Genomic DNA, 14233 nt, shown 5'->3' with positions numbered 1-14233 from the left:
AGTCTACCCAGCGGCTCAGCGGGAGGTCCGGCGACGGGCGGCCAACAAACACACGACGGCGAAGATCAGCGTCCAGGCGCCCAGGTTGACCAGCAGCACCCACATGGATTCGTACTCGATGCCGGCCATCGCCTCCTCCTCCGACATCGGCACGATCATGCCCTCGGTCTGCGTCCAACGGGCTAGCATCGCCACCCCGTACAGGGGCGTGAACCGGGCGATCTCCAGCAACACCCCGGAGAGTGGAATGAACAGGTTGCCGAAGAACGCGAAGATCACCAGGAACCCGGACGCCGCACTCACCGCCGTCTCCGAACGGAACAGCAAGGCGAAAGCGAGACCGTAGAGGGAGAACGGGACGGCGACCAGCAGCACCAGCGCCGCCGACGACAGCCACAGCTCTACCGAGTCCAGCTCCGCCCCGGTGACCAGCCCGGCCAGATACACCAGCACGATGGGGGTGATCGCCATCAGCACGGCCATCAGCATTTTGCCCAGCATGTAGGCGGGCGGGGTGAGGCCGGTGAGATTCAGCTGCCGGCCCCAGCCCTGGGTGCGCTCGACGGCGGCGGAACCGGCCATCGCCGTCGTCGCGATCACCGCCCCATAAGCGGCCATGGAGGTCATCACGTAGGCCGCCACGTTGCCCTCGCCGGCCCGGGCGCCCTCCACACCCATCGCCACGCCGAACATCAGGTACATAGCGACCGGCAACACGATGATGAAGAAGGTGGCGTCGACCATCCGGAAATTGCGCCAGAACTCCCAGCAGACGAAGCCGAACAAGATCTGCGCACGCGTTCGACGGGGCGCACGGGGTGTCGTGGCGGTGCTCATGCCGGGACCTCCTGGGTGGTGAGCTCAAAGAACACGTCCTCGATGCCGGGGTGGACGATCTGCAAGTGACGGATGCGCGCGCTGGCCAACAACTCGGCGGCGAGGGCATCGGTGTCCGGGCTGGTGATCTGAATCCGGGAGCGCTCGGCCTCCACGGTGAACTGCTCCTCGGACAGCCCCGCCTGCGCAGCCCAAACGCGGGGGTCGTCGTCGCCGATCCATTCGGCGGACAGGATCCGATGGAAGCCGGTGGTCATCTCGGACACGGTGCCGTCGGCCACCACGCGCCCGCCCTGGACAAGCACTACCCGGTCGGCGTAGTCGTCGGCTTCGCGCAGGTAGTGGGTGGCGAAGATGATGGTGCGGCCGCGTTCGGCTTCGGCGTGCATGGTCTGCCAGAATTCGCGGCGGGCCCCGGCGTCCATGCCGGCGGTGGGCTCGTCAAGAATCAGCAGTTGCGGGTCGGTGAGCAGGGCCAGGGCGAACCGCAGGCGCTGCTGCTGGCCGCCGGAGCATTTCTTGACTTTGCGGGTGGCGAAGCTGGCCACGCCGGCCCGTTGCATCACTTCGGCCACGGGCAGGTGGCGGACGTGACAGGCGGCGACCATGCGGATGGTTTCGGCCACGGTGAGGTCATCGAGCAACCCGCCGTTCTGCAACACCGCGCCCACCTGACCGTCCCGCGCGGCTGCCTCGGGGGCCCGGCCGTACACCGAAATAGTGCCCGACGACGGCGTCGTGAATCCGAGCACCATGTCCAGCAGGGTGGTCTTGCCGGCGCCGTTGGGACCGAGCAGGGCCAGCACCTCCCCGGTGGTCACGGTGAGGGTGATCCCGTTGACGGCGGTCACGGAGCCGAAGCGGCGATGGACGTCCTGAATCGAGATGGCTGTAGTGGTATCCATACCTCCAGCATGCTCGCCCCGACCACCGTACAGAACTGCCGCCGATCACGTTCTGCCCATGACAGATGTCACGACGACGGCGGGGCGGCACCCGCACTGGATGCCGCCCCGCCGTCGACGATACGAGGGATGTCTACCCTCGGTGTCTTAACGACCCGTGTTACCGGCCCCGGATCAGATCCGAGGCGCGCTCGCCGATCAGCATGGTGGTGATGTTCGGGTTCACCGCCGTCAGCTGCGGCATGATCGAACCGTCCACCACGCGCAGCCCCTGCACGCCCTTGACGCGCAGTTCCGGGTCCACCGGGGACATCTCGTCGTCCACCGGGCCCATCCGGCAGGAACCGGCCGGGTGGTACACCGTGTTGTGGGTGCGCGCCACGTAGTCGGCGATCTCCTCATCGGTCTGCACATCCGGTCCGGGGAACAGCTCACGGGTCACCTTGTCGGCCATGGCCGGCTGGGAGATGATCTCGCGGGCCTTCTTGATCCCGGCTACCGCCACGCGCATATCGTGACCCTCCGCATCGGTGAAGTAGCGCGGGTCGACCTTCGGCTTGTCGCGGTAGTCCATCGACCGCAGCCGCACCGTGCCGCGCGACTTGGCGTGGGTGATGTTCGGGGTGAGAGCGAATGATTCCGGCGAGGTGGGGTAACCCTGGCGCCGGGTGTGCATGTCGAACGGCACCGAACCGTAGTGCATCATCAGATCCGGCAGGCCCGCACCCTCGGGGTCTTCGGTGTGGGTGAAGATGCCGATCTCCCACCACTGGGTGGCGTCGCGCACCATCTTCTCGTTGGTCTCCCAGGAGATCACCGCTTCCGGGTGGTCCTGCAGGTTCGAGCCCACGCCGGGGGAGTCCACGCGCACCTCGATGCCGAATTCTTGTAGGTGCTCGGCCGGGCCGATCCCGGAGAGCATCAGCAGCTTCGGGGTGTCGATCGCCCCGGCGGAGAGGATGACTTCCTTGCGCGCTTTCAGCACCGAGGTCCGGTCGAAAGCGTTGTCGATGTATTCCACGCCCACGGCACGGTCGCCATCAAAGAGCACCCGGGTGGTCCAGTGTCCGGTGAGGATGTCCAGGTTCTTCCGCTCACCCTGAATCGGGTGCAGGTAGGAGACCGACGACGACGCCCGGGTGCCATCGGCCTGGCGGTTCACCTGGAACCAGTTGGCACCGTGCACCACGGTTTCGCCGTCGTTGAACAGCTTCCGGGGGATTCCGGCCTGTTCGCACGCATCCAGCACAGCCACACCGATCGGGTCCTCGGCCGGCACGTCCATCAGGTGCACCGGTCCGTTCGTGCCGTGCTTCTCGCCACCGCGGGAGTTGGTCTCCAGGCGCTTGATCAGCGGCAGGATGGTCTCGGCATTCCAGCCGGTGGCTCCCAGCTGCTCCCACAGGTCCATGTCCTCGGCCGGCGGGTGGAAGGCGATGCAGGAGTTGTGTGAGGAGCAGCCGCCCAGCACCTTGGCACGGGCGTGGCGCATGAACGAGTTACCGTTCTCCTGCGGTTCGATGGGGTAGTCCCAGTCCAGCCCGGATTCCAGCAGTTCGGGCCAGCGCTTCAGGTCCAGCACTTCGGCGTGGTCCTGGTCATGATCGCCGGCTTCCAGCAGAGCCACGGTGACCTCCGGGTCCTCGCTGAGCCGGGCGGCCACTACGGCGCCGGCCGAGCCACCGCCGATCACCAGATAGTCGTATTCGCGCACGGGGTTCTCGGAGACGATCTCGTCGATGTGCTGCTGTGGTGATGCCATGTCTTCTCCTTGAGTATTCTCGGTGACGCCGTCAGTTCTTGCGGGGGAACCAGTCGGCTGGGGCCGGCTCGGTGTTGTGGTAGATGTGCTTGGCCTCCACGTACTCCTCGAGACCGGTGGGTCCGAGTTCGCGGCCGATGCCGGAGTGCTTGAACCCGCCCCACTCGGCCTGCGGGAGGTAGGGGTGGTAGTCGTTGATCCAGATGGTGCCGTGGCGCAGCCCGCGCGAGACGCGGTTGGCCACGCCCATGTCCGAGGTCCACACTGCCCCGGCCAGCCCGTATTCGGTGTCGTTGGCGATCTTGATGGCCTCGGCCTCATCCTTGAAGGTCTCCACGGTGATCACCGGACCAAAGCCCTCTTCGACGACGGCGGGGTTGTCCGAGGTGCACTGATCCAGCACGGTGGGTGCGTAGAAGTAGCCCTTGGCGTGCTCTTCGCCGCCCCAGTGTCCGCCCACGCGCAGTCGGGCACCGGCCTCCACGCCGCGCTTCACGTAGTCGGTGACCTTGTCGCGGTGCGCCTTCGAGATCAGCGGACCGGTTTCGGCCTGCTCGTCGAAGGGTCCGCCCATCACGATGCCCTCGGCGCGGGCCACCAGGTCATCCACGAACTGCTCCGCGATGGAGTCTTGCACGATCAGTCGGGTGCCGGCCGAGCACACTAGCCCGGAGTCCAGGAATGCGGCGGTCAGCGCATTGTCCAGAGCGGCTTCGTAATCCGCATCGGCGAACACCACGTTCGGGTTCTTTCCGCCCAGCTCCAGGGCCACCTTCTTGACGTCGCGGGCTGCCGACTCGGCGATCTTGCGGCCCGTCACCAGTCCACCGGTGAAGGACACCAGGTCGATCTCCGGGTGGCTGGACAGCGGCGCACCCACGGTGCCGCCGTCACCCAACACGAGGTTGGCCACGCCCGCAGGCAGGCCGAGGGAATCCAGCACCTCCATCAGCAGGATGGCCGTGTGCGGGGTCAGCTCGGCGGGCTTGAGCACGAAGGAGTTGCCCGCAGCCAGCGCCGGAGCCACCTTCCACGCAGCCTGCAGCAGTGGGAAGTTCCAGGGGGTGATCATCCCGCACACCCCGATCGGCTCGTAGACCACCCGCGAGATCACCGATGAGTCTCCGGCATCCACCAGGCGGCCCGGGTGCTGATCGGCGATCTTCCCGTAGTACCGGAAGCAGGAGATGATGTCGTCCATATCCCCTTCGGCCTCGACCAGGCGCTTGCCGGTGTCCAGGGCCTCGGCGCGGGCGAAATCGTCCTTGCGTGCCTGGATTCCGTCGGCGACCTGCAACAGGAAGTCGCCGCGTTCGCTGGCCGGCTTTTCGGCCCACACGCCCTCATCAAAGGCGCGGCGGGCAGCACGAATGGCACGTTCGACGTCGTCGCCGCTGGCCTCAGACACCACAGCAACGTGGCTGCCGTCGGCGGGACACTCGACGTCGCGGGTCTCGCCGGTTGAGGAAGCGGTCCAGACGCCGTCGATGTACAGGGTGGCGATGGCAGAATCAGTCATCGGTTCTCTCCTTCGGAATCGGGTCCAGGGTGTGGGGTGGTTTCAATGGCGGCGTCAATCTTCCGCAGGGCTGCGGTGTCCGCTGGCTCCACCTCGGTCTGATCGGTGTCCCACCATTCATCGGGAGCTTCGGCATCCATGAGCGAGGCCGGCGCCCCCTTGTCGCCGGTGAGCGACATGAACGCCATGTGGGCGTCGTAGGCGTCGAGTACATCGGAGATGACCTGTTCCTTGGTGTAGCCCATGATGTCGTGACCGCGGGAACCGGTCAGCGAGAACACTTCGAGCTTGAAGAACACGTCCTGCACCGCTTTGATGTTCGAAGCGAAGTTCGGCACCGAGTACGCCACCGGGTAGGCCTGGTACTTGAAGTCCTCCTGATCGGGGAAATGCACCATCAGGTCGATGTACGGAATCGGGTAGTCCGGGTGTTCGCCGCGGTGACATGCGACGTCGACGCCGAGGTTCTTCAGTTCGGCCGCCACTTCCTCGATCGCGGGGGTGGCCACCTGGGTGACGTAGCGATCAATCTGCTCGGCAGAGGCAAACGTCATCCGGCGCTTGAGTCGCTGGCGCCAGTTCCCGCGTTCACCACCTTCGCGGATCCGGCTGGAGAGCACATCCGGCATGGTAGCGATCTGGGAGTCCAGGGTGAGCCGCTCGGAGCGCAGCACCTTGAACAGGGAGATCATCACCAGGTAGATCAGAATCGACAGGGGCAGACCCACCATCACGGTGGCTGCCTGCAGGGTGTACACGCCGTCGATGAACAGCATGGTCAGCGTCAGCGCGCCGGTGATGACCGCCCACACGATGCGCAGCCAGGAGGGCCCGTCGGAGTCGGTGAGCGAGGGTTTCGACGTCATGTTCGCCATCACCAGGGAACCCGAGTCGGCAGAGGTGACGTAGAAGAACAGCCCGGTCACCACGGCCAGGGCCACGGTAAAGGTGGCGCCCGGGTACTGAGCCAACAGCGTGAAGAAACCGGATTCGGGCAGATTCACCGCCAGCTCCAGGAACTCCTCTTCGCCGGCGCGGAAGAAGCTCAGCGCGGCATTGCCGAACACCGACACCCACAGCAGGATGAACGCGAAGGGGATCAGCAGCACGCCGAGGACGAACTGGCGCAGCGTGCGGCCGCGGGAAATCCGCGCCAGGAAGAGACTGACGAACGGTGCCCAGGCGATCCACCAGGCCCAGAAGAACAGCGTCCAGTCCGCCATCCACTGCTGGGAGGGGTAGTCTTCCGTACCGGCGGTGTAGGCGAAGGTGTTCATCATCATCGAGGGGAACCCGGAGAAGAAGTCGCCGATGTTCTGCACCAGCTGGTTGAGCATCACGTGGGTCTGCCCTGAGAACAGCACCCAGAGCATCAGCACGACCGCGAGGATCACGTTGAGTTCCGAGAGCCGACGAATGCCCTTATCCACACCGGAGACGGTGGACAGGATTGTAATAAACACCGCGAGCGCCATCAGTGCGATCTGCACACCAATGTGGTTCGGAATGTCGAAGATGGCGGATAGCCCAAAGTTCAAGAACACGACGCCGATACCCAGGGACACGGCGATGCCGAAGATGGTGCCGATGGTCGCACCGATTTCCGCGGCGTGACCAATGGGACCGTGAATGCGCTTGCCGAAAATCGGGGCCAGGGCCGAACGGATGCTCAGCGGTAGGTGGTACCGGTAGGCGAACAGCCCGAACGCCATGCCCATCAGCGCGTACATCGCCCAGCCGGGGATGCCGTAGTGGAAGATCGTCCAGATCGGTGCCATCCGCGCCGCCTCATCGGAGAGCGGGGTGACATCCGGGGGAGCCAGGAAGTTGGTGGCCGGCCCGGAAATCCCAAAGAACATCAGGTCCACACCAATACCGGCGGCAAACAGCATGGCCGCCCAGGTAAAGAGGTTGAACTTCGGTTTCGAGTGATCCGGACCCATCTTCGTCCGGCCCACGCGTGAGAAGGCGACGATCAACACGAAAACCACCACGATGGTGGCGGTAAGCACGTAGTACCAGCCGAAATTGGTGGCCACCCAGCCCATCGCGCCGAAGATCACCGTCTCGGCTTGCTCGGGTAACAGTGCGGCCCAGACGACGAACGCCACGATGATCACGAAGGTGCCCAGGAACACCGGCCAGTTCACGGGGCTGGTGGTGCGTCCCGGATCGGGACGATCGGGTGTCGATGCTGAGCGACTCTGGTTTTCTACGGCTTCGGCCATAGCGATGTCCTCTCTCGACGGAGGGGACCGCGCGTTCTCACCGGCCCCCTGCCGCGGTGTAGCGATGCACTTTTAGAAGCGCACCCCGCCTGCGGCGAAGGGGCTTCCGGAACGCAAAACGTACTCCACCGTAGCCGGGAAGTGCGGAGTATGGCTACTGTCAGCGACCGATGTCCAGGACTGAGATTCGCCTCACGTCGGATTCCGCAGTTCAGTAAGGTTCAGTTCAGCCGCACAGTGACCGGTACGATGGTCGACGTGGCTCTAACAATCGGATTCGTGGGACTTCCCAACGTCGGCAAGTCGACCCTCTTTAACGCGCTCACCCGTCAGACCGTCCTGGCGGCGAACTACCCGTTCGCTACCATCGACCCCAACGTAGGGATCGTGAACCTGCCTGACGAACGACTGGATCAGCTGGCCGGTATCTTCGGTTCCCAGAAAATCCTGCCCGCCACCGTGTCCTTCGTTGACATCGCCGGCATCGTCAAGGGCGCCTCTGAGGGAGAGGGGCTGGGCAACCAATTCCTGGCCAACATCCGTGAAGCCGAAGCCATCGCCCAGGTGGTGCGCGCCTTCGAGGACTCCGACGTCGTCCACGTCGACGGCGCCGTGAACCCGTCCTCTGATATGGAGACCATCAACACCGAGCTCATCCTCGCCGACCTGCAGACTGTGGAGAAAGCCGTGCCGCGGATCGAGAAGGAGGTCAAGGGCAAGAAGCGCGAGAAAGCCGAACTCGATGCGCTGCTCGAGGCCCAGGCCGTGCTCGAGCGCGGCGACACCATCTTCTCCGCCGCCGACAAGCTCGACATGGAGAACCTGCGCGAGCTGAACCTGCTCACCGCCAAGCCGTTCATCTACGTCTTCAACTCCGACGACGCCATCCTGGCCGACAAAGACAAGCAGGCAGAGCTGGCCGCCCTGGTGGCACCGGCCCAGGCTGTGTTCCTCGACGCGAAGCTCGAAGCCGATCTGGTGGAGCTATCCGAGGAAGAGGCCCGCGAGATGCTGGAGATGAACGGTCAGGACGAGTCCGGTCTCGACCAGCTCGCCCGCGTCGGCTTCGAGACCCTCGGGCTGCAGACCTATCTCACCGCCGGTCCGAAGGAAGCCCGCGCCTGGACCATCCGCAAGGGTGCCACCGCTCCTGAAGCGGCCGGCGTGATCCACACCGACTTCCAGCGAGGATTCATCAAGGCCGAAATCGTCTCCTTCGACGACCTCGTCGCCGCCGGTTCCATGGCCGACGCCAAAGCCGCAGGCAAGGTACGCATGGAAGGCAAGGATTACATCATGCAAGACGGCGACGTCGTGGAATTTAGATTCAATGTATAGCGGGATGATTTCCGGAGGCAAGAAATGACGTCGCCGCGCGGCGTACTGGAAGCGTACTTCACAGCCGAGGGCTCGCAGTCATGTCGCTGAGGGACCTTGAGCAGATTCAGCATGACGTTGTAGAACCGCGCTCTCGTGCGCTGCTGGCTGAGGTCGTCAAGTGTTATGAGGGCGGTGCGCATCGAGCGGCCTTGGTATCTCTTTGGATTGCAGTGGTCGCCGATCTGACTAGCAAGATCAGGTATCTGGCAGAGTCAGGCGATGGACAAGCCGCGGAGGTGGTTGATGGTCTCGACAGGGCGCTCGCCAATCAGACGGTCAGCAGGGTCCAGGAATATGAGAGGAACATCCTCGACACGGCGGAGAAGCGTCTTGGGATCCTTCTGCCCCGGGAGAGGGTAGAGCTCGAACGTTTGAACGAGGACCGGAATCTTTGCGCCCACCCTGGCTATATCGATGATGGCGAAGTCTTCATGCCAGACGCTGAAGTGGTTCGTACCCACCTGGTAGCTGCGAATCGAGCCGTGTTCGCCCAGCGGCCTCTGGCAGGAAAGCGCATACTGACGACTCTTGAAAATGAGGTCAAGAGCGAGTCTTGGCCGAACGACGACGAGTATTTTCTCGCACGGTTCTTTCAGCCTGCCCGAGAGACGGTGAAGGTCAATCTGGTGAAAGTCCTGATCAAGAATAGCCTGCGGCCCCCTGATCGAAGCAACCGGGTAGCCAAGCGATCGCGGGAATCTGTGTATGCGATAGCGGCGGAAGCTCCAGCCTTGTTCGAGGAGTGCTTGCGGTCCGTTTTGCACACGTGGGAGACGTCCGCATCTCTTGGCGATGAGGAACTTGTCCGGGCGGTCGGTGCGTACGGGTCACGGTCAATATTCTGGTCGGTGTTTCCCGGCACCGGTAGGTCGCGATTGATGGCTCTACTTGACCACTGTGAGCTCGGCATGTTGCTCGATGAGAGGTTCTTCGTCTGCGGCGCACCCGTCGACCCGATCGTTGCCATCAGGTTTAAGCAGATCGTCGATGAACTGGATGCTGAGCAGCTGAGTCGAGCGGTGAGGCAGTCTATGGATCACCGCGCGTTTGTGCGACCGGCGATTGAGCGCGTGAGACTCTCAGCCAGTTTTCGTGGTGCTGAGGCGAACCTGCGATTGGTCGAGAAATGTAGTGCGGATCTGACACCGGAAGATGTGGCTCTCCTCCGAGAGGCCATCGAAACTAACGCTCGAGACCAAGTCAGGCTTGCCGGATACACGGAGGCGATTCTGAGCAGCATCTACTCTGGCTGTCCGACATCTGTCGAGGCTCGTGACGAGTGGTCTGCTCTCGCGGAGTGGCTCCACGAGCAAGGGGTCGAGAATGATGACGAGTACTACCTGTACGACGCGTTCAACGAGCTGGTGAGTGCAAATGAGTAAGTGCGATGTGGTGGAGTTCCGTAGCGGACTAACGTCTGGTGGGAAGAAGTAGTTCGATGCTGCCCGACATGTCGAGACTCAGCGTACGGGAGTTGCTTCAAGTCGAAGCAAGCGTAGTCGTGGAGCTTCGCAAGCGAGGCTTGGTGCGCACTAACAACCAGCCTCTGGGAGACATAGCCGAACAGGTAGTTGTTGCGGCTCGTGGAGGAGTTCTCGAGCCGAACTCAACGAAGTCACATGACGTCACCGATCCCGGCGGCCGAAGGATTCAGGTCAAGGCGATGGGTGGGCGGACTTCTGGCACGTTCAGCACATTTCGCAGCTTCGACTTCGACACTGCGGTCTTCCTCGTCTTCGAGTCCCAGACCTTCGAGTTGGTCCTCGCGCGTGAGGTCAGCGCGAAGGACGTCGAAGCAGTGTCTCGTTACAGTGCCCACACGAACGGGCGACAGCCGACGCTGAGACAGATCGAGTACGCAGGGATTGACGTGACAGATGAGATGCGCGCCGCATACGCGACACTTGACGGGGACACGGTGGAGTTCCGTAGTGGACTGACATCTGGGGGGGTGCCCCTATGTTCTTTGTCAAGCTGCGGCGGGGGTTTTGGTCTCGTAGAGGGTGCCGTCGCGGAGCATGGCGTAGATGACGTCGCAGCGGCGGCGGGCCAGGGCGATAAGGGCTTGGTTGTGTTTCTTGCCCTGGGTGCGCTTGCGGTCGTAATAGGCGCGGGAGAGCGGATCCTTCAGGGCGGCGAAGGCGGAGAGGAACAGGGCGCGTTTGAGGATCTTGTTGCCCCGCCTGGATGAGTGGTCCCCGCGGATCGAGGACCCGGATCTCCAGGTCACCGGTGAGAGCCCGGCGTAGGAAGCCAGGTGCCCGGCGGTGGCGAAGTCCTTGCCAACGACCTCGGTGAGGATCCGCGCTTCGGTCCTGATGCCCACCGCCGGGATCGAGCTCAGGACCTGGTGAAGAGGGTGGGCCTCCACCAGGGCTTCGACCTGGGTGTGCAGGGTGTCCCGGGATGCTCGCAGATCGGCAAGCATCCCAGCCAGTTGGGGCAGCACCACTGCTGCGGCGTTGGTGCCGACCACGACCACGGTCTGGGCCTCCAGGGCGGTGAAGATCTCACCGGCCAGACGGTCATACATCCGCGGCGCGAGCTTCTTCAGGCGGGTGGCGACCCGCCTGCGCCCGGCCGTGCGGAGCTTGGCTGGGGTGGGCCAGGTGCGGATCAGGTCCAGCACGGCCGGGTGGTCCAGGCGCGGGCCGAGAACCCGCTCCAGCCCCGGGTGAATCTGGGTCAGCAGACCCCGGAGGCGGTTCGAAGTCGCTGTGACCTGCTTGGCCAGGTCATCGTCGAACCCGTAGAGCATCGATAGTTCGGGGTCCTGCTCGTCGGCGACCTCGATGGAACGCAGTGTGTGCGGCATCGTGCGGGCGGCCTCGGCGATGATCGCCGCGTCCCTGGCGTCGGTCTTGGCCTCGCCGGGGTGCAGGTCCGCGATGCGGCGCATCGCCAACCCTGGCAGGTAACCGACCGTGACGCCGGCGGCTTGGGCGACCGCCACGGGCAAGGCGCCGATGGTGGCCGGCTGGTCCACTACGAACAACACGGTCCCGTGAACGGTGAGCTTGTCGATCACCGTCTGTATCTTGGTCTCGTCGTTGGGCAGTGCCTTGTCGTAGAGTTTGGCCCCTTCCCGGTTCAGGGCTACGGCGTGGTGTTCGCCCTTGCCTACGTCGACACCGAGGAAGACCTCGACCTCCGTATGATTCTTGATCACGTGCATTCGCCACTCGTCAGAACAGCATTCCATTGCTGGCCTGACTACGGCGTCAGAGCTCGGCATTCACGTTACAAACGGCCTCGCCTACTACTTCTGCCCGGCCCCTATTAGCGATGTCCCTGGCACCTTCAGGCCCCGGTGACATCACCCCCCGGATCATGGGCGACTGGGGGCAGTAATCATGCCGGGGCCTTCCGGCCAGCACACCCACATCTTCTCTTGAAGAGCGGGCTACAAAGAAGGTAACGGGGGAAGAAATGAGCGACTGGGATGTCGCCACTTGGGCGCAGGTGGTGATCGCGGCTACAAGTCTCGTCGTCGCTGTCGCGGCTACGTTGGTCGCGTGGCTGACATTCAGATTCACTATCGACTCGCAGTCTGTCGATTTTGAGTTTGTCGTAGACGAGCGACCTTCGCCCCCGGGGGTCATCCCGATGCACGTACTATGTCGATCGCCGCGCGCCTACCTGCATCAGATTTGGAGTCCAACTTGGGAAGGTGGCGATCCTGATTCCGTGCCGACTGTGCGGATGTTCGGCATGCGAGATGAGGAACACGCCGACTGCCCCCGCTCGACTGTGTCGCAAGGCGACGTATTGATGTTCAGTGTGGCAGTCCCTACGGGAGTCACCAGCTTCGAGCTAGTGGCTTCGGCGTCTGTAGATAGGCGCGGGCGTGTGAGAAACGTGTGGAGCGAACGGATCGTGGTGAATTTCCAGTTCAACGTGTAAAGGTACACACGTCCTAGAATGACCATCCTTCAGCGCGGACGTAGTCGAAGAACTTGAGCACTCGTACCTGGTGTTCGTCGGCGACGTTGGGAATCTTCAAGTTCTTGTCAATGACGCCCGGGCCCTTGCGGTTCTCCTCGCTCACGATGTCCGAGCCCTCGAACTTGGCGTGTGCGATCACGAACGGGTCTGCCTCGTTCACCTGACCTTGGACCCATTCGGGATGTGCCTGTCCGATCGCCTTCACGGTCGCCAGTTCTTCACCGTTCGTTGAGCAGACGAATCCGGGGAGCTTCTTAGCCCACTTGTAGAGGTCATCTCCGATCCGGTAGACCTCGCGATGGACGGCTTCGCAGATGCAGCTCTCGCCGAGGGCCACAGACTCTTCGATGCTGTCCCAGATGCTGGGGAAGATGTCGCGCGGGTAGCGCTGCACGAGGCCGATGAGGATGTTGCTGTCCAAGGTGTAGCTCAATCAGCACCGCCGGTCCGGTAGTACTCGGTGAGGAGCTGCTCGACCATCGGGAGTCGAGCATTCAGAAGATAGGTAACGTCCATCATGTCCACCCGCTGGTCCTCCAGGGCCTGCGCGACTGTCCCGATGTAGGTGCTGCCGAGATCGCGGTACCGTAGCCGCCACGGGGGTACGAAGCCGTCACTGTTCTTCCTCTTGTCCCTGACCTTTTTCCACGCCTCGTCGCTGGTCGCGCGCACCTCTGCGAGGTCCTTGTCGTCGATGACCTCGAGCGTCTTGAGGCGAACGGCTGCTGCCAGAGGGCTCACCTTGAAGACGGAGGCAAGGCTGACTGCGAGCTCGTACGGGTCCTCGTCCGCTGTTACGTGGCGGCGGACGCTCGCTTCAGGCATGAGGAAGTTCGCCGCGAAGCCATTGGCCAGGGCTTCCTCGTTGACATTCTCATGCAGCATGCACAACCCGCTGGTGCGGTTGGCGAGGTGGGCGATCTCGTGGAAGAGGGTGAAGACCCGGCCGGCGGCGCTGTCACCGCCGTTCACGAGTACTATCGGCAACAGGTCGTGGTGGATGGAGAGACCCCGGAACGTCTCCAGGGGGATCTTCGTCGTCTGGAAGACGAGGATGCCGCGCGCCTCGATGAGGCCCCTCCAGAAGTTGAACACTTGCCCGTTCTGGGACTCGGTCGGGACGAAGGAGTCCAGAAGCCCGAACTGGCGACGCAGGTCAGTGGCGCTCTGGGCAAGGGTCCTCCAGGTGAGTGGCTTGAGTTCGAGACGCTCTCTCGGCTGGTCATCGAGATGCAGCATCGTGTCGCGGTGTTGCTCGGCGCGTCGCATCTCGCGGGCGAGTCCAGGTGGAAGCTCGTCATGAGTACGTCCGCGAAAATCCGCCGCCTCGGGAACGTCCGGCTCTGCGGGGGCAGGGGCGAAGAAAAACCCCAGAGGCCTGTCCAGTTTGGTCGCGAGGAGCGTCAGCTGCCGGAACGTCGGCTGACGCTCCTCGGACTCGAATGCGTCGATGCGCTCAGGCTTCACACCAAGGGCCCTGGCCAGCTCTTCTTGGGACACTCTGCCGAGCTCACGAGCCCACCTAAGGGTACTGCCGTCGATTGGTGCCCGTGCCACTCGACCCCCTCCTGCTCGACCTTCGGCCAGATTTAGCCAATACCTTCTCCCAGTCTATCGAGGAGGACCCGCGTCCGGAGTGCTGGATCGCCACATGACA

The 14233-nt window shown here is 63.5% G+C and carries 10 protein-coding genes; 2 read left to right on the top strand and 8 right to left on the bottom strand.

Annotation, left to right across the window (positions count from 1 at the left end; all coding sequences use genetic code 11):
* Window positions 1-15 precede the first annotated feature (15 nt).
* The 5 genes from P8192_RS10180 to betT all read right to left on the bottom strand — a co-directional run bounded on the left by P8192_RS10180 (window position 16) and on the right by betT (window position 7251).
* Window positions 16-837 (bottom strand): ABC transporter permease, encoded by an 822-nt coding sequence (locus P8192_RS10180; RefSeq protein ID WP_278156771.1) that lies wholly within the window; start codon window positions 835-837, stop codon window positions 16-18.
* Complete coding sequence (locus P8192_RS10175; protein WP_278156769.1) at window positions 834-1742, bottom strand: ABC transporter ATP-binding protein; 909 nt, start codon at window positions 1740-1742, stop codon at window positions 834-836. Before P8192_RS10175 ends, P8192_RS10180 begins: the two co-directional genes overlap by 4 nt.
* A gap of 160 nt (window positions 1743-1902) precedes the next feature.
* Window positions 1903-3504: a GMC family oxidoreductase gene (locus P8192_RS10170; protein ID WP_278156767.1), complete on the bottom strand. Its 1602-nt coding sequence runs from the start codon at window positions 3502-3504 to the stop codon at window positions 1903-1905.
* Window positions 3505-3535: 31 nt separating this feature from the next.
* On the bottom strand, window positions 3536-5023 hold the full coding sequence (locus P8192_RS10165) for an aldehyde dehydrogenase family protein (protein ID WP_278156765.1): 1488 nt from the start codon (window positions 5021-5023) through the stop codon (window positions 3536-3538).
* A complete protein-coding gene (betT, locus tag P8192_RS10160; protein WP_278156763.1) occupies window positions 5020-7251 on the bottom strand; it encodes a choline BCCT transporter BetT in 2232 nt (743 codons plus the stop codon). Before betT ends, P8192_RS10165 begins: the two co-directional genes overlap by 4 nt.
* A gap of 258 nt (window positions 7252-7509) precedes the next feature.
* On the opposite strand from betT, the gene ychF reads away from it, so the two are divergent.
* Window positions 7510-8589 carry a redox-regulated ATPase YchF gene (ychF, locus tag P8192_RS10155; RefSeq protein ID WP_270104790.1) on the top strand — a complete coding sequence of 360 codons (1080 nt, stop codon included), beginning with the start codon at window positions 7510-7512 and terminating at the stop codon, window positions 8587-8589.
* A gap of 80 nt (window positions 8590-8669) precedes the next feature.
* Window positions 8670-10013 (top strand): hypothetical protein, encoded by a 1344-nt coding sequence (locus tag P8192_RS10150; protein WP_278156759.1) that lies wholly within the window; start codon window positions 8670-8672, stop codon window positions 10011-10013.
* A 587-nt stretch (window positions 10014-10600) separates the two neighbouring features.
* Here P8192_RS10150 and P8192_RS10145 read toward each other — a convergent pair.
* The 3 genes from P8192_RS10145 to P8192_RS10135 form a co-directional block, all read right to left on the bottom strand.
* Window positions 10601-11806, bottom strand: coding sequence for an IS110 family transposase (locus tag P8192_RS10145; protein WP_278156757.1), 1206 nt, complete (start codon window positions 11804-11806; stop codon window positions 10601-10603).
* A gap of 741 nt (window positions 11807-12547) precedes the next feature.
* Complete coding sequence (locus P8192_RS10140; RefSeq protein ID WP_278156755.1) at window positions 12548-12997, bottom strand: DUF4411 family protein; 450 nt, start codon at window positions 12995-12997, stop codon at window positions 12548-12550.
* An 8-nt stretch (window positions 12998-13005) separates the two neighbouring features.
* Window positions 13006-14133 (bottom strand): helix-turn-helix domain-containing protein, encoded by a 1128-nt coding sequence (locus P8192_RS10135; protein WP_278156753.1) that lies wholly within the window; start codon window positions 14131-14133, stop codon window positions 13006-13008.
* Window positions 14134-14233 lie beyond the last annotated feature (100 nt).

This window comes from Citricoccus muralis (genome assembly GCF_029637705.1).
GTDB lineage: Bacteria > Actinomycetota > Actinomycetes > Actinomycetales > Micrococcaceae > CmP2.
Note: the sequence above shows the minus strand (reverse complement) of the source record. Positions and strands in the feature narration are given on the sequence as shown.